Below are 14,090 nucleotides of genomic sequence, written 5' to 3'. Positions count from 1 at the left end.
TCGCTACATGGCGGCGCGTGAAGATCGTCTCGTGGAACATCAATTCGGTCCGCTTCCGGATCGCCATCGTCGAGCAGTTCCTGCGCGAGGCCGAACCCGACATCCTGTGCCTGCAGGAAACCAAGGTGATCGACGCCGACTTCCCGTTCGATACGTTCCGCGCGCTGGGCTACGACCATATCGTCATCCACGGCCAGCGCATGCATCATGGCGTCGCGATCCTCAGCCGGGTGCCGATCGCCGAGGACGATCGGTTCGACTGGCAAGCCAATCGCGAGGCGCGGCATGTCGGCGTGCGGCTGCCGAACGGCGTGCGGCTGGAGAATGTCTACGTACCGGCCGGCGGCGACGTGCCCGATCGCGCGGTCAATCCGAAGTTCGGGCAGAAGCTGGATTTCGTCGAGCGGATGACCGCCTGGTCCAGGGACCTCGATGGCCCGACCATCCTGACCGGCGATTTCAACATCGCGCCGCTGCCGAGCGACGTGTGGAGCCACAAGGCGCTGTTGAAGGTGGTCAGCCATACGCCGATCGAGGTCGAGGCGCTCGACCGGTTGAAGGCGTCGAACGACTGGGTCGACCTGGGCCGGCATTTCCACCCGGCGCCGGCGCGGCTGCATACCTGGTGGAGCTATCGCTCGCCCGACTGGACCAGGAACGATCGCGGCCGGCGGCTCGACCATATGTGGGCGACGGGCGACGTCGCCGCGGCGGCGGTGAGCCACAGCGTGTTCGAGGATTGCCGCAGCTGGCTGAAGCCGTCGGACCATGTGCCGATCATGACCGAGTTCGCCTTTTGAACCGCCCGTCCGACACCGCGCGCGACGTGGCACGGGCGATCGACGCGCTGCGCCGCGGCTGGCCGATCGCGATCCATGCCGACGGCGAAGCCCCCCTGCCCCTGCTCGCGGTGGAAACCGCCGACCCCAATGGTGTCGCGGCGTTCGCGGCCGATGGCGGCTTTCCGCTGCTGATCTCCAGCGGGCGGGCGGCGACGCTGAAGCTGACCAACCAGCTCGCCGCCGCCGATCCCGATACGCCGGTGGTGATCGAGCCGGCACCCTGGCTCGACTTTTCCACCGCGGTGGCGCTTGCCGACCCGCAATTCGACCTCGCGACGCCGTTGAAAGGTCCGTTCCGCACCATGGCGGTCGACCGGCCGGTCGCGAGCCTCGCCTCAATCCGGCTGGCGCGAATCGCCGGGCTGCTGCCCGCCTTCGTCATCGACGGGCGCGATCCCGAGGTGACGATCGCGCCACGGGCGATCGAGGCGCATCAGGACGCGCGCGCGCTGCGGCTGGCGACGCGGGCGCGGCTGCCGGTCGATGGCGCCGAGGATGCGGAGATCGTCGCCTTTCGCGCGCCCGATTCGAGCGACGAGCATGTCGCGCTGCTGATCGGCCAGCCCAATGGCGCGCCGCCGCTGGTGCGGCTGCACAGCGAATGCCTGACCGGCGATGTGCTCGGCAGCCTGAAGTGCGACTGCGGGCCGCAGCTGCGTAGCGCGATCACGGCGATCCGTGCGTATGGCTGGGGCATCCTGCTCTACCTGCGGCAGGAGGGGCGGGGGATCGGCCTGGTCAACAAACTGCGCGCCTATGCGCTGCAGGATCAGGGGTTCGACACGGTCGATGCCAACACGCGGCTGGGTTTTGCGGTGGATGCGCGCGATTTCGGCGTGGCGGCGCGGATGCTGGAGCTGATCGGCCAGCGGTCGGTGCGGCTGCTGACCAACAATCCCGCCAAGGTCGCCGGGCTGGAGGCGGCGGGAATCGCGGTGATCGAGCGGGTGCCGCATGCGCTGCCGCCCAACCCGCACAATGCGCGCTATCTGGCGACCAAACGCGACCGGACAGGGCATCAATTGTAGGCAGGACGCGCCCCCCCTCACCCTTCGCCGCCTTCGGCGTCTTTCCCCTCTCCCGACGGGAGAGGGAAGGAGCGGCGCAGCCGCGGAAGGGTGAGGGTGAGCGCGGGATGCTCCCCGATCACTCCACGAAGGCGTCGGGATCGATCAGTCCGGTCAGCCGCCGGGCCGCCCGCCTAGCGAAGGCGAGGGTGCAGCGTTTGCGGACGTGCGCGGGCAGCGGCACGGTATGCGCCTCGCGCACGATCGCCGCATCGTAGCGGTCGGCGACGATCACGCCGGTCCGCTCCGGCAGGAAGGCGCTGCCGTCGAGCGGCGCGAGGTCGAAGCCGGCCGGCACCGCCCAATAATAGCGATCGCAATGGCCGAGGTAATCGGGCCATTTGCCATCCCCCATCAGGTCGGCGCGCGACACCTTGATCTCGACGATCACCAGCTGGCCGCGGGCATCCACCGCCATCAGGTCGGCGCGGCGGCCGCCCTCCAGCGGGACTTCGGGGATGGTGGTGAGGTCGTGGCGCAGCAGCATCCGGGTGACGCCGCGCGCCACATCGGCAGCGCAGATCGCGGGATCGCCGCCGTCGAGGCAGGAAGCCGGGGCCATGTCGAGCATGACCGCCGCTTTAGGAACATTCAGCGAACGGGGCAAGCACCCATGGATAATGCTGGGGCGGCAATCAGCGATAGAAGACGTGGTGGCCGATCATCGCGATGCGGGTGAGATTGCGGCCGGGGCGGCGATCCGGCGTGTTGAAGAACAGTGCCTTGGGGGCGGGGCTTTCCCAGGCGGCGGCCATCGCGACCTTGGCGACGGCGAGGGCGGTGCGCCAGGCGGTGCGGCCTTCGTCGATCGACGGGATTTCACCGCCCCGCACGAAGCTGAACTGGCCACGCTGCTTCACCACCGAGCACACGTCGGCAGGGAAGCGGCCCGATTTCGAGCGGTTGATGATGACGTTGGCGACGGCGAGCTGGCCGGCGAGCGGTTCGCCCTTGGATTCGAAATAGATCGCACCGGCGAGGCAGCGTTGCGCCTCGTCGATCTCGGCGCTCTGCTGCGCCGCGACGGCTTCGGCGAGGCTGTCGTAATCGCCATCGTCTTCGGTGACGGCCGGAAGGGCGGCGGGGCGGGAAACGGGCAGGCTCTGCACCATCTGCAGCGCCGGGGCGGCGCGGGGGGCGGGAACCGCGATGGGGGCAACGGTGTTGATGACTTGAACCGCAGAAGCCGGCGCGGGGATCGCGGTGCGATCGGGCGTTTCGGCAGAGGCAGCACCGGCGAGGCCGGCCAGCGAGAGGGTCATCGCCGCGATGATCGCGGCACGCTGCATGATCGTCATCAACGTATTCGACATGCGGTTGGATCACGGGCAAACCGGCCAGGCCGGATCGTCCGGGTGTCCCCCCGACTGCGTCACCGGCCCGGATCGCACCCCGGCGCAGCACAACGCGTTTTCAACATGGCTGTGGCATCGCCATGCCGCGCGCGATGCGTCAATCGGCCAGGATCGTTTCAGCGGCGAAGCGTTGGGCTTCCGCGCCGTCCAGATCGACGACCCACAGATCGGGATCGCGCGACCGCCGCCGCTGCCAATAGGCCTCGGCCCCATCGGACGGGACCGAATCGGTCAGACTCACAGTCCCATCCAGGCCGATCGTGCGTTCCAGCACCCGTACCGGACCTGAACGATCGTCGACCAGCAGCAGGATGCCGCCACTATGGGGGTCACCCCTGGCCCGGATCATGGCAATGCCGCCCGCGTCGTTGACCCGGCGCACCAGCGCGCCGACGACGAGCTGCGTCGGCAGGCGCTGCGTCACGGGATGCGATAGCCGGGCAGGCCGGACAGCGGAATCTGCGAGCGCATGAAGGTGCCGGTGCCCCGCGCCGCTTCCTCGCCGTCGGCGTCGATCAGCCGCGCATCGGCGACGTAGACGCGGCGCCGGCCACTGATCCAGCGCCCCTCCGCCACCACCGGCCCCGCCTTCAGCGGACGGGTCAGCAGCAGGTTGAAGGCGGTGGTGAGCAGGAAGCGATCGGTGACGAGGCTGTTCGCCGCATAGAAGGCGGCGTCATCGAGCATCTTGAAATAGCCGGTGCCGTGCGCCGCGCCGGCGGCGTGGTAATGGCGTTCGTCGATACGGAAATGGATGCGCGCGACGCCGGCCTCGACGATCTCCAGCCGCGATTCGAACAGGCGGTTGATCGGCGCCGCGGCATAGAGCGACTCCAGCGCCCGGTAATGCGCCGTGGCGCCCGCATCCTCAGGCGGCATCGCGCGCCGCGTCGGCGGTGAACAAGGCGTAGAGCGCATCGGGCGAACCCGCCCCGCGCAGCTTGCCGAGGAAGGTGCGATCGCGCAGCCGCCGCGAGACGCGGGCGAGCGCCTTCAGATGCTCCGCCCCCGCCTCCACCGGCGACACCAGCATGAAGACGAGGTCGACCGGCAGATCGTCGACCGCATCGAATTCGATCGGCTGGGCAAGGCGCATGAAGACGCCGGTCACCGCCGGCAGATCGGGCAGGCGGGCATGCGGGATGGCGACGCCGCCGCCGAAGCCGGTCGAGCCGATCTTCTCGCGCGCGACCAGCCGCTCGGCGGTCAGCCGCCCGTCGAGGCCGAGCGCATCCGCCGCGGTGGCGAGCTGCGCGAACAGGCCCTTCTTATGGGCGACGGCAACGTCCTTGTAGACGGCCTCCGGACGCAGCAGGTCGCTGAAGTCTTGCATGACGCTTTCTGGGGAAGGGGAGGAACCCCGCCGGCCCTAGCCGGTCCGGCGGGGGATAGGAAGGTCAGCCGGCGGCGGGCTGGGTTGCCTCGACCCGCTGCGGCTCGACCCAGCCGATCGTGCCGTCGCCGCGGCGATAGACCATGTTGTAGGTGCCGGTGCCGGCGTTGCGGAACAGCAGCGCCGCGGTGTTGCGCAGGTCGAGCATCATCACCGCGTCCGACACGCTGGCATCGGGAATGTCGACGCGCGTCTCGGCGATGATGAGCGGCGCATCGCCGGCATCCTCTTCGGCCACCGCTTCCTGGAACAGGGTATAGCCGGCATTGTCGTAGCCCATGTCCTCCTGCATCGCGACCGCTTCGCTGGCGTGGCGATCCTTGAGGCGGCGCATGTAGCGGCGCAGCTGCGTCTCGATCTTGCCGGCCGCCCCGTCGAAGGCGGGATGGGCATCCTGCGCCTGGTGGCTGCCCTTCAGCACCAGCCCCTTCATCACGTGGACGACGATGTCGCAGCGGAAGCCGACGTCGTGCGGCCCCTTGCTGAACGTCACCTCCGACGAAATGGCACGGGCGAAATATTTGGTGGCGATACCCTGAAGCCGGTCGCTCGCATGATCCTTGAGCGCGTCGCCGGTTGCGACCTGGTGACCAGAAATCCGGATATCCATCGTCTTCTCCATCAATGTGGGCCGGCCTGTTGGCCTGTACCCGGTTGGCGTTATTCGAACGCCTCGACCCCCCAAAGCGGATCCTGTAACTTGGCAACAAATGCGGCGTGGGCTGCAAGTTCCGTCGCCGAGGCGCGGAACGTCCGCGGCGGGCGCACCGTCACCGGCTTGCGCACCGCGACCTGCACGCTCTCCACCGCCGCCACGTCGCTGACCAGGCCCAGGCCGATCTGGCGACCGCCCATCAGCTCGACATAGACCTGCGCGAGCAGCTGCGCGTCGAGCAACGCGCCGTGCAGCACGCGGTGCGACCGGTCGACGCCGAAGCGCGAACAGAGCGCATCCAGCGTGTGCTTGGCGCCGGGATGGCGGCTGCGCGCGATCTGCAGCGTATCGACCATCCGCCCGACATGGACGATCGGCCGGCCGCACTTCTGCAACTCGCCGTTCAGGAAGGAAAAGTCGAAGCCGGCATTGTGCGCGACCAGCGGCGCATCGCCGAGGAAGTCGACCAGGTCGTGCACCGCGTCGGCGAATTTAGGCTTGTCGCTGAGAAACGCCTCGGTGATGCCGTGCACCGCCTGCGCCTCGGCCGGCATGCCCCGTTCGGGATGGTAATAAGCGTGGAAGGTGCGGCCGGTTTCGACGCGGTTGACCATCTCGACGCAGCCGATCTCCACGAGCCGGTCGCCGCCGGCGAAACTGAGGCCGGTGGTTTCGGTGTCGAAGACGATCTCGCGCATGATCCTTCTATCCGCCCGGGCGCGCCGCCATGCAAGCGATGACGCGGCGGACCGCCTCGCGCGTGCTGTCGAACGGCACGTCGGTGGCGATGACGACATGCGCGCGCGCGCGCTTTGTCGCGTCGGGCAGCTGGCGGGCGAGGATCGCGTCGAACTTGGCGGGCGTCATACCGGGGCGGGCGAGCGTGCGGGCGCGCTGCACGTCGGGCGCGGCGGAGACGACCGCGACGCGATCCACTGCCGCGTCGCCGCCGGTTTCGAACAGCAGCGGGATATCGAACACGATCAGCGGTGCATCGGCATGGTCGGCGAGGAAGGCGGCCCGCTCCGCGGCGACGGCGGGGTGGACGATGGCCTCCAGCCGCTTCATCGCCGCATCATCGCCCAGCACCGCCGCGGCGAGGGCAGGGCGGTCTACCCCCGCCGGCCCTGTGGTGCCGGGGAAGGCCGCCTCGATCGCTGCGATCAGCGCACCGCCCGGCCCCTGCAACCGATGCACGGCGGCATCGGCATCGAACACCGGCACGCCTTCGGCCGCGAACATCGCGGCGACGGTGGATTTGCCCATGCCGATCGAGCCGGTGAGGCCCAGGATCGTCATGCCGTCAGCAGGTCGCGCAACGCATCGTCGCCATCGCGCGGCGGCTCCGCCCCGAAGAACAGTTCGAAGGCGAGCGCCGCCTGGCCGATCAGCATCTCCAGGCCATCCACCGTCTCCAGCCCGCGCGCGCGCGCGGCGGCGAGCAGCGGCGTCTCCAGCGGGGCATAGACGATGTCGTAGACGATCGCCTCTTCGCCCAGGCCGTCAATATCGAGGTCGAGCGGCGGCTGCCCGGCCATGCCGAGCGTGCTGGCGTTGACCAGCAGCGCGGTATCGGGGGCAAGCGGGCTGGCGAGCGGCAGCGCCTGCCCCCTGAGGCCGAACGACGACAGCAGCACGCCTGCCTTCAGCACGTTGCGGTTGAGCAACGTCACCGGGCCGACGTTCATGCGGGCGAGCGCGAACAGGATCGCGCGGGCGGCACCACCGGCGCCGACGACTGTCACCGGTTTGCCGGTCAGGTCGAAACCGGCGAGCGGGGCGTAGAAGCCGCCGGCATCGGTGTTGGTGCCGACGGGTGTGCCGTCCTCTGCCCGGAACACGGTGTTGATCGCGCCGATGCCGCTGCGCACGTCGCCGCGATCCTCGACATGGTCGAGCGCGGCGAGCTTGTGCGGCATGGTGATGTTGCAGCCGCGCCAGTCGGGATCCTCGCGCCGCTCGGCGAAGAAGCGCGGCAGGTCGTCGGCGGTGACCAGGGTCTTGCGATATTCGGCGTCGAGGCCGAGCGCTTCGAGCCAGAAGCCGTGGATGATCGGCGATTTGGACTGCGCGATCGGATCACCGATCACTTCAGCATAGGGTCGGTTCATGCCGGCAGGACTCCGCGGGTTCTGAGATAATCGAGGACGTTGAGCAGCGGCAGGCCGAGCACGGTGAACTGGCTGCCCTCGATCCGGGTGAACAGCTGCGCGCCCGGCCCCTCGATCCGGTAGCAGCCGACGCAGCCGGCGATGGCCGGCCATTCCCCGTCGAGATAGGCATCGATAAAGGCGGGGGAGAGCGGGCGGACGTGCATCCGGGCGACCTCGACATGCCGCCAGACCGGGCGGCCGCCTTCCGCGATCACCGCGGCGCTCCACAGTTCGTGGCGGGTGCCGGACATGCGGGCGAGATGTTCGGCGGCCTCTTCGCGGCTCTCGGGCTTGTCGAGCAAGGTGCCGTCGGCGAGCGCGACGACGCTGTCGCTGCCGAGCACCAGACGGTCGGGGTGGCGCAGGCTGACCTTCACCGCCTTCAGCTCGGCGAGCGCATCGGCGAGGTCGCGGGGTTTCGATCCGGCAAGCGACGCCTTGGCGGCATCCTCGTCGACGCCGGCGGCGGTGGCGTCGAAAGGCACGCCGGCCGCGCTCAGCATGGCGCGGCGCGAGGCGCTTTGCGAGGCGAGAAGGAGCTTGCTCACGATCACACCTTTATCCGTCATTCCGGCGAACGCCGGGATCCATGGTTACGACGCATCCGGACGAAGCGCGAACCATCAGCCGCCCGCATCCATGGGTCCCGGCGTTCGCCGGAATGACGAAAGGGGCGTGACACATCACACCTTGCGCTGGTTCGCCAGCGCTATGATCGCTGCGGCGGTTTCCTCGATCGAGCGGCGGGTGACGTCGATCACCGGCCAGCCATTGTCGGCGAACATGCGGCGGGCATAGGCGATCTCGCGCGTCACCGCTTCCTCCTCGACATAGGCGGTGTCGGGCATCTGGTTGAGCGAGAGCAGGCGGTTGCGGCGGATCTGGATCAGCCGATCGGCACTGGTGGTGAGGCCGACGACCAGCGGCCGCTGCAACGCGAACAGGATGCGCGGCGGCGGACTCTCGACGACGATCGGAATATTCGCCGTCTTCCACCCGCGGTTGGCGAGATAGATCGAGGTCGGCGTCTTCGACGAGCGCGACACGCCGGCGAGGACGATATCGGCCTCTTCCCAATCCTCGTGCGCGATGCCGTCGTCGTGCGCGATCGTCCACTGGATGGCATCGACGCGCGCGAAATAGGCGGCGTCGAGCGCGTGCTGGCGGCCGGGCCGCGCCTTGGCCTGCTGGCCGAGCAGCCCCGACAGCGCATCGTTCACCGGGTCGAGCGGCGCCACCGCCGGCAGCCCCAGGGCGAGGCAGCGCTGTTCGAGGATACGGCGCGTCGCGACGTTGACGAGCGTGAAGACGACGAGGCCGGGGTTCTGCGCGATCTCCTGAAGGATGCGTTCGAGGTGCGCCTCGGTGCGCACCATCGGCCAGAAATGGCGCACGGTCTCGACGTCGTCATATTGGGCGAGTGCGGCCTTGGCGATGTTCTCCAGCGTCTCGCCGGTCGAATCCGACAGGAGGTGGAGGTGCAGGCGCATCATCGGCCACGCGCCTTCGCGCGTGGGACGGTACCGGCCCGCTCCCCCTCCCGGCCACCCACACGGTATCCTGATGGGCGGCCGGGAGGGGGAGCGGGCCGGTACCGTGGCAAGATCGTGCTCTTCCGCACGATCTTCATGAAGCGCCGGGGCCGAAATGTGGACAACATGGGGACAAGGGATAGGGCAACTCGGCACCCTCGCCAAGCGACCGGCGCGGCGTGGACAACCCGCATTCCATCCACAGCCGCGCCCACAGGGAATGGATTTATCCACAGCCTGTGGATACCGGGCATGCGGATCGCCGAATCGACACGGAATCGCGGCTTCTTGCCGGTCAACCTGTGGGTGATTAGGGCATGAAACGCTTTATCCCGCGTTCCACGTGCCAACCACTGCATCATCCTTTTCTAGAATCTTCTTATATAGGAAGAAGGCCCTGCCCGACCCTGTGAATACCGCCCCCGGGAACAAGCCGCTGCTCGCCGTCCTGCGGGGTGCCAAGCCGTCCGTGCCGCCGATCTGGCTGATGCGTCAGGCGGGACGCTACCTGCCGGAGTATCGCGCGCTGCGGGCGGAGAAGGGCGGCTTCCTGGCGCTCGCCACCGACCCGGACGCGGCGGCGGAGGTGACGCTGCAACCGATCCGCCGCTTCGGCTTCGACGGGGCGATCCTGTTCTCCGACATCCTGATGGTGCCCTGGGCGCTGGGGCAGGACCTGACGTTCGGACCGGGGGAGGGGCCGCGGCTGGCGCCACCGCTGGTGGATCACGCGCTGGCGGCGCTGCAACGGGTGCCGGAGCGGCTGGAGCCGGTCTATGCGACCTGCGAGCGGGTGGCCGCCGCCCTGCCGCCCCAGATCACCTTCCTGGGCTTTGCCGGCTCTCCCTGGACGGTTGCAACCTATATGGTGGCGGGGCAGGGGTCGAAGGACCAGGGCGAGACGCGCAGCGTCGCCTATGCCGATCCGGGCGCGTTCCAGGCGATCATCGATGCGATCGTCGCCATGACGATCGACTATCTGGCGCGGCAGATCGCGGCCGGGGTGGAGGCAGTCCAGCTGTTCGACAGCTGGGCAGGATCGCTGTCGCCGGCGCAGTTCGAACGCTGGGTGATCGCGCCCAATGCCGCGATCGTCGCGGGGCTGCGCGCGCGCTGTCCCGATGCCTGCATCATCGGCTTCCCCAAGGGTGCGGGCGGCAAGCTGCCTGCCTACGCCCGCGAGACGGGGGTGGATGCGATCGGCCTCGACGAGACGGTCGACCCGGCCTGGGCGGATGCGGTGCTGCCGCAGGGCATGTCGGTGCAGGGCAACCTCGATCCGCTGGCGCTGCTTGCCGGTGGGGCGGAACTCGACGCCGGCATCGACCGGGTGCTCGCAGCGTTTCCGGATCGTCCGCATGTGTTCAACCTGGGGCACGGCATCGGCCAGCACACGCCGGTCGCCCATGTCGAGCGGCTGCTGGCGCGGGTGCGGGGGCTATGATGGACTGGCTGGCGGGCGCGTACCTGTGGATCGTCGCGGCGCATGTGATCGTCGTGATCTTCTGGATGGCGGGCATGTTCATGCTGCCGCGCTACCTGGTCTATCACCAGGAGGCCCTGGCTGCCGGGCGCGCGGAAGAAGCGGCGCTGTGGACCCTGCGCGAGACGAAGCTGCGCCGCATCATCCTGACCCCGGCGATGGTCGCGGTGTGGGTGCTGGGCCTGACGCTGGCGACGATCGGCCAGCATTGGGGCGAAGGATGGCTGCATGCCAAATTGCTCTTCGTGCTGCTGCTGTCGGGCTATCACGGCTGGGCGGTCGGCTATGCCAGGCGGCTGGCGCGCGGCGAGATGCGGCTGACCGGCCGGACGCTGCGCATGGTCAACGAGGTGCCGGCGCTGATGGCGATCGTCATCGTCGTGCTGGCGTTCGTGAAGCCGTTCTGAGACGTCGTTCCGGGTCGAGATGGCAGGGCGGGCGGCAATCCGCTTGACGAACCCTGCCGCCGCTCTTACCTCCTCATCGCGCGTAGAGCCGCCGTCCGGTGACTCCGCGTTCCTCCTATCGGCTTTTCGTCGCTGCGGTTCCTTCGCCGACCCAAGCTATCTCCCCCCGACTTCCGCATTCGGATTATTCCATGCATCTCAAAGACTTGAAGAAAAAGACCCCTGCCGAGCTGGTCAGCATGGCCGAAGAGCTGGGGGTCGAGGGCGCCTCGACGTTGCGCAAGCAGGATCTGCTGTTCGCGATCCTGAAGGTGCAGGCCGAGAACGGCGACCAGATCATGGGCCTCGGCACGATCGAGGTCCTGCAGGACGGCTTCGGCTTCCTGCGCAGCCCGGAGGCAAATTATCTCGCCGGGCCGGACGACATCTACATCTCGCCCAATCAGGTGCGAAAGCACGGGCTGCGTACCGGCGACACCGTCGAGGGTGAGATCCGCGCGCCCAAGGACGGCGAGCGCTATTTCGCGCTGACCAAGCTTACCAGCGTCAATTTCGACGATCCGGATGCGGTGCGTCACCGCGTCAACTTCGACAATCTGACGCCGCTGTATCCGGAATCGAAGCTGACGCTCGATCCCGCCGATCCGACGCAGAAGGACAAGTCGGCGCGCGTCATCGACATCGTCTCGCCACAGGGCAAGGGCCAGCGCACGCTGATCGTCGCGCCGCCGCGCGTCGGCAAGACGGTGATGTTGCAGAACATCGCCAAAGCGATCACCGACAACCATCCCGAGGTGTTCCTGCTCGTCCTCCTCATCGACGAGCGGCCCGAGGAAGTCACCGACATGCAGCGCAGCGTGAAGGGCGAGGTGGTGTCCTCGACCTTCGACGAACCGGCGCAGCGTCACGTGCAAGTTGCTGAAATGGTTATCGAAAAGGCCAAGCGCCTGGTCGAGCACAAGAAGGATGTGGTGATCCTGCTCGACAGCATCACCCGCCTCGGCCGCGCCTACAACACGGTCGTCCCGTCCTCGGGCAAGGTGCTGACCGGCGGTGTCGACGCCAACGCGCTGCAACGGCCCAAGCGCTTCTTCGGTGCGGCGCGCAACATCGAGGAGGGCGGTTCGCTGTCGATCATCGCCACCGCGCTGATCGATACGGGCAGCCGCATGGACGAGGTGATCTTCGAAGAGTTCAAGGGCACCGGCAATTCCGAAATCGTCCTCGACCGCAAGGTCGCCGACAAGCGGGTCTTCCCGGCGCTGGACGTGGGCAAGTCGGGCACCCGCAAGGAAGAACTGCTGGTCGACAAGGACAAGCTCAGCAAGCAGTGGGTCCTGCGCCGCATCCTGATGCAGATGGGCACGATCGACGCGATGGAGTTCCTGCTCGACAAGATGAAGAATTCGAAGACCAACGAGGATTTCTTCGACAGCATGAATCAGTAGTGCGCAGTGCGGCAGCCGGCGACGTCCGGCTGACTCGCGCCAGCGCGGCCGGCGGGTGCCGCAAGGCAACCCGTCCGACGACGCGGGCTTTGCCCGCGTCCGGCCCGCTCCCCCAAACGTGCTGCGGACAGGCTCAGCACGAACGGGGGGGGATCAGCAACAAAACCTTACAATCCTCGCAGCGCGTGCAAGCCATGGCTTTCGCGCGCTGCTGCGTTATGCACTCGAGGCATCAACCGGGAGTGTCATACGTGTCCATCATCGCCATGCTGAGCGCGGCCGCCGCCAGCGGGCCGGGATCGCCGGCCGAGATCTGGCAGCATATCGTCAATGATTTCTCGAACCTCGGCTCGCCCTCGGCCTTGTCGGCGTTCGTGCAGGTGCTGATGATCGACGTGGTGCTGGCCGGCGACAATGCGATCGTCGTCGGTGCGCTCGCCGCGGGCCTGCCGATCGACCAGCGCAAGAAGGTGATCCTGATCGGTATCCTCGCCGCGCTGGTGCTGCGGATCATCTTCGCGCTGGCGGTAAGCTGGCTGCTCGGCGTGATCGGGCTGATCTTCGCCGGCGGTATCCTGCTGCTGTGGGTCGCGTGGAAGATGTGGCGCGAACTGCGCCAGGAGCACAATGCTGGATCGCCGGAAGTGGCAGGCGACGAAACATCGGGGCTGAAGCCTGCCAAGAGCTTCGCCGCGGCGGCCTGGGCGGTCGCGGTTGCCGACGTGTCGATGAGCCTCGACAACGTGCTGGCCGTCGCCGGTGCGGCGCGCGAGCATCCCGGCATCCTCATCATCGGGCTGCTGCTGTCGGTGGCGCTGATGGGCATCGCCGCCAACATCATCGCCAAGTATATCGAGCGCTATCGCTGGATCGCCTACATCGGCCTGCTGGTGATCCTCTATGTCGCCGGCAAGATGATCTACGAAGGGGTGGTCGACCCCAATGTCGGGGTCATGACGCTGTTCGGATAAGAGAAGGGGGGCCGCAGAGCCCCCCTTTTCGTATCAGCCGAGATGCTCGGCGAAGAAGGCGGCGGTGCGCTCGTCCGCCTGGCGGGCGGCGGCTTCGGAGCGGCGCTGGCCCATCGCTGCGGCGAAGCCGTGATCCTCGCCCGGATAGTCATAGAGCGTGACCTTGGGATGATCGTCGAGCCCGGCATGCATGCGTGCCTGCGCATCATGGTCGACGAAATGATCCTCCTGCGGGATGTGGAGCAGCACCGGATGGGCGATGGCGTGCTTTTCGCCAAGCAGGCCGTCGATGCCGACGCCGTAATAGCCGACCGCGGCATCCACGTCGGTGCGCGTCGCGGTCATGAAGGCGAGGCGGCCGCCCAGGCAATAGCCGACCACGCCGACCTTGGCCGCGATGCCGCTGGCATCCTGTGCATCGTTCAGCAGGGTGCGGGCGGTGCGGATCGTCGCTTCGATATCGCGGATGCCGGCATCCTGGTTGAACTTGCCCATCAAGCTCAGGGCCTGCTGCATCTGATCGGGAACGTCGGGATCGAGCTCGACGCCCGGTGCGATCTGCCAGAACAGATCGGGCGCCAGCGCGAGATAGCCGGCTTCGGCAAGGGCGTCCGCCTTGCTGCGGATGCCGGCGTTCACGCCGAAAATCTCCTGGATGACGACGACGGCGGCGCGGGGCGTACCGCTCGGCTCGGCGACATAGACGTCGAACTGGCCGCGGTCGTCCAGCGTCCCGATCTGGATAGTCTTGCTCATAGGGGTCCTCTCGCGCGTGGGGGCGGCC

Annotated in this window: 18 protein-coding genes; 6 read left to right on the top strand and 12 right to left on the bottom strand. The window is 67.9% G+C overall.

What is annotated here, in order from left to right; translation table 11 throughout:
- The first annotated feature begins 17 nt into the window (after positions 1-17).
- Positions 18-800 carry an exodeoxyribonuclease III gene (locus ACTZQ5_RS06840; protein ID WP_443584410.1) on the top strand — a complete coding sequence of 261 codons (783 nt, stop codon included), beginning with the start codon at positions 18-20 and terminating at the stop codon, positions 798-800.
- Positions 797-1,870: a GTP cyclohydrolase II gene (gene ribA, locus ACTZQ5_RS06835; protein WP_443584409.1), complete on the top strand. Its 1,074-nt coding sequence runs from the start codon at positions 797-799 to the stop codon at positions 1,868-1,870. The genes ACTZQ5_RS06840 and ribA overlap by 4 nt, the downstream gene beginning before the upstream one ends.
- Positions 1,871-1,988: 118 nt before the next feature.
- Here the strand turns inward: ribA and ACTZQ5_RS06830 are convergent, their stop codons facing one another.
- From ACTZQ5_RS06830 to ACTZQ5_RS06780, 11 genes are all read right to left on the bottom strand, one after another.
- Positions 1,989-2,480 carry an MmcB family DNA repair protein gene (locus ACTZQ5_RS06830; protein ID WP_443584408.1) on the bottom strand — a complete coding sequence of 164 codons (492 nt, stop codon included), beginning with the start codon at positions 2,478-2,480 and terminating at the stop codon, positions 1,989-1,991.
- A 64-nt stretch (positions 2,481-2,544) separates the two neighbouring features.
- Positions 2,545-3,207, bottom strand: coding sequence for a cell wall hydrolase (locus tag ACTZQ5_RS06825; protein WP_443584407.1), 663 nt, complete (start codon positions 3,205-3,207; stop codon positions 2,545-2,547).
- A 154-nt stretch (positions 3,208-3,361) separates the two neighbouring features.
- Positions 3,362-3,688, bottom strand: a complete 327-nt coding sequence (locus tag ACTZQ5_RS06820) for a DUF1491 family protein (RefSeq protein WP_443584406.1) — start codon at positions 3,686-3,688, stop codon at positions 3,362-3,364.
- Complete coding sequence (locus tag ACTZQ5_RS06815; RefSeq protein WP_443584405.1) at positions 3,685-4,143, bottom strand: PaaI family thioesterase; 459 nt, start codon at positions 4,141-4,143, stop codon at positions 3,685-3,687. The genes ACTZQ5_RS06820 and ACTZQ5_RS06815 overlap by 4 nt, the downstream gene beginning before the upstream one ends.
- On the bottom strand, positions 4,133-4,597 hold the full coding sequence (locus ACTZQ5_RS06810; protein ID WP_443584404.1) for a PTS sugar transporter subunit IIA: 465 nt from the start codon (positions 4,595-4,597) through the stop codon (positions 4,133-4,135). The genes ACTZQ5_RS06815 and ACTZQ5_RS06810 overlap by 11 nt, the downstream gene beginning before the upstream one ends.
- 64 nt (positions 4,598-4,661) lie before the next feature.
- Positions 4,662-5,267, bottom strand: a complete 606-nt coding sequence (gene hpf / locus ACTZQ5_RS06805; RefSeq protein ID WP_443584403.1) for a ribosome hibernation-promoting factor, HPF/YfiA family — start codon at positions 5,265-5,267, stop codon at positions 4,662-4,664.
- A gap of 50 nt (positions 5,268-5,317) precedes the next feature.
- On the bottom strand, positions 5,318-6,010 hold the full coding sequence (dnaQ, locus tag ACTZQ5_RS06800) for a DNA polymerase III subunit epsilon (RefSeq protein WP_443584402.1): 693 nt from the start codon (positions 6,008-6,010) through the stop codon (positions 5,318-5,320).
- Between the two features lie 7 nt (positions 6,011-6,017).
- Entirely contained in the window at positions 6,018-6,611 is a 594-nt protein-coding gene (gene coaE, locus ACTZQ5_RS06795) for a dephospho-CoA kinase (protein ID WP_443584401.1), read from the bottom strand.
- A complete protein-coding gene (locus ACTZQ5_RS06790; protein ID WP_443584400.1) occupies positions 6,608-7,423 on the bottom strand; it encodes a shikimate dehydrogenase family protein in 816 nt (271 codons plus the stop codon). The genes coaE and ACTZQ5_RS06790 overlap by 4 nt, the downstream gene beginning before the upstream one ends.
- Positions 7,420-8,034: a Maf family protein gene (locus ACTZQ5_RS06785; protein WP_443584399.1), complete on the bottom strand. Its 615-nt coding sequence runs from the start codon at positions 8,032-8,034 to the stop codon at positions 7,420-7,422. The genes ACTZQ5_RS06790 and ACTZQ5_RS06785 overlap by 4 nt, the downstream gene beginning before the upstream one ends.
- Positions 8,035-8,148: 114 nt before the next feature.
- Positions 8,149-8,958, bottom strand: a complete 810-nt coding sequence (locus ACTZQ5_RS06780) for a pyruvate, water dikinase regulatory protein (RefSeq protein ID WP_443584398.1) — start codon at positions 8,956-8,958, stop codon at positions 8,149-8,151.
- Between the two features lie 448 nt (positions 8,959-9,406).
- Between ACTZQ5_RS06780 and hemE the strand changes: the two genes are divergently transcribed.
- The 4 genes from hemE (at position 9,407) to ACTZQ5_RS06760 (ending at position 13,306) form a co-directional block, all read left to right on the top strand.
- On the top strand, positions 9,407-10,441 hold the full coding sequence (hemE, locus tag ACTZQ5_RS06775; protein WP_443584397.1) for a uroporphyrinogen decarboxylase: 1,035 nt from the start codon (positions 9,407-9,409) through the stop codon (positions 10,439-10,441).
- A complete protein-coding gene (locus tag ACTZQ5_RS06770; protein ID WP_443584518.1) occupies positions 10,441-10,887 on the top strand; it encodes a CopD family protein in 447 nt (148 codons plus the stop codon). The genes hemE and ACTZQ5_RS06770 overlap by 1 nt, the downstream gene beginning before the upstream one ends.
- Before the next feature lie 191 nt (positions 10,888-11,078).
- Positions 11,079-12,335, top strand: a complete 1,257-nt coding sequence (gene rho / locus ACTZQ5_RS06765; RefSeq protein WP_443584396.1) for a transcription termination factor Rho — start codon at positions 11,079-11,081, stop codon at positions 12,333-12,335.
- Between the two features lie 266 nt (positions 12,336-12,601).
- Positions 12,602-13,306, top strand: coding sequence for a TerC family protein (locus ACTZQ5_RS06760; protein ID WP_443584517.1), 705 nt, complete (start codon positions 12,602-12,604; stop codon positions 13,304-13,306).
- Positions 13,307-13,339: 33 nt separating this feature from the next.
- On the opposite strand, the gene ACTZQ5_RS06755 is transcribed toward ACTZQ5_RS06760, so the two are convergent.
- Entirely contained in the window at positions 13,340-14,062 is a 723-nt protein-coding gene (locus tag ACTZQ5_RS06755; RefSeq protein ID WP_443584395.1) for a dienelactone hydrolase family protein, read from the bottom strand.
- Between the last annotated feature and the right edge of the window lie 28 nt (positions 14,063-14,090).

It is taken from the genome of Sphingomonas cellulosilytica, from assembly GCF_052321755.1.
Taxonomy (GTDB): Bacteria; Pseudomonadota; Alphaproteobacteria; order Sphingomonadales; family Sphingomonadaceae; genus Sphingomonas.
Note: the sequence above shows the minus strand (reverse complement) of the source record. Positions and strands in the feature narration are given on the sequence as shown.

What these genes read in the sequence shown, in the direction of transcription:
- hpf (WP_443584403.1), bottom strand. Translation starts at nt 5,267, where the DNA reads ATGGATATCCGGATTTCTGGTCACCAGGTCGCAACCGGCGACGCGCTC.
- rho (WP_443584396.1), top strand. Translation starts at nt 11,079, where the DNA reads ATGCATCTCAAAGACTTGAAGAAAAAGACCCCTGCCGAGCTGGTCAGC.
- ACTZQ5_RS06755 (WP_443584395.1), bottom strand. Translation starts at nt 14,062, where the DNA reads ATGAGCAAGACTATCCAGATCGGGACGCTGGACGACCGCGGCCAGTTC.
- ACTZQ5_RS06825 (WP_443584407.1), bottom strand. Translation starts at nt 3,207, where the DNA reads ATGACGATCATGCAGCGTGCCGCGATCATCGCGGCGATGACCCTCTCG.
- ACTZQ5_RS06770 (WP_443584518.1), top strand. Translation starts at nt 10,441, where the DNA reads ATGGACTGGCTGGCGGGCGCGTACCTGTGGATCGTCGCGGCGCATGTG.
- coaE (WP_443584401.1), bottom strand. Translation starts at nt 6,611, where the DNA reads ATGACGATCCTGGGCCTCACCGGCTCGATCGGCATGGGCAAATCCACC.
- ACTZQ5_RS06760 (WP_443584517.1), top strand. Translation starts at nt 12,602, where the DNA reads ATGCTGAGCGCGGCCGCCGCCAGCGGGCCGGGATCGCCGGCCGAGATC.
- ACTZQ5_RS06780 (WP_443584398.1), bottom strand. Translation starts at nt 8,958, where the DNA reads ATGATGCGCCTGCACCTCCACCTCCTGTCGGATTCGACCGGCGAGACG.
- dnaQ (WP_443584402.1), bottom strand. Translation starts at nt 6,010, where the DNA reads ATGCGCGAGATCGTCTTCGACACCGAAACCACCGGCCTCAGTTTCGCC.
- ACTZQ5_RS06790 (WP_443584400.1), bottom strand. Translation starts at nt 7,423, where the DNA reads ATGAACCGACCCTATGCTGAAGTGATCGGTGATCCGATCGCGCAGTCC.
- ACTZQ5_RS06810 (WP_443584404.1), bottom strand. Translation starts at nt 4,597, where the DNA reads ATGCAAGACTTCAGCGACCTGCTGCGTCCGGAGGCCGTCTACAAGGAC.
- ACTZQ5_RS06785 (WP_443584399.1), bottom strand. Translation starts at nt 8,034, where the DNA reads ATGACGGATAAAGGTGTGATCGTGAGCAAGCTCCTTCTCGCCTCGCAA.
- ACTZQ5_RS06815 (WP_443584405.1), bottom strand. Translation starts at nt 4,143, where the DNA reads ATGCCGCCTGAGGATGCGGGCGCCACGGCGCATTACCGGGCGCTGGAG.
- ACTZQ5_RS06830 (WP_443584408.1), bottom strand. Translation starts at nt 2,480, where the DNA reads ATGCTCGACATGGCCCCGGCTTCCTGCCTCGACGGCGGCGATCCCGCG.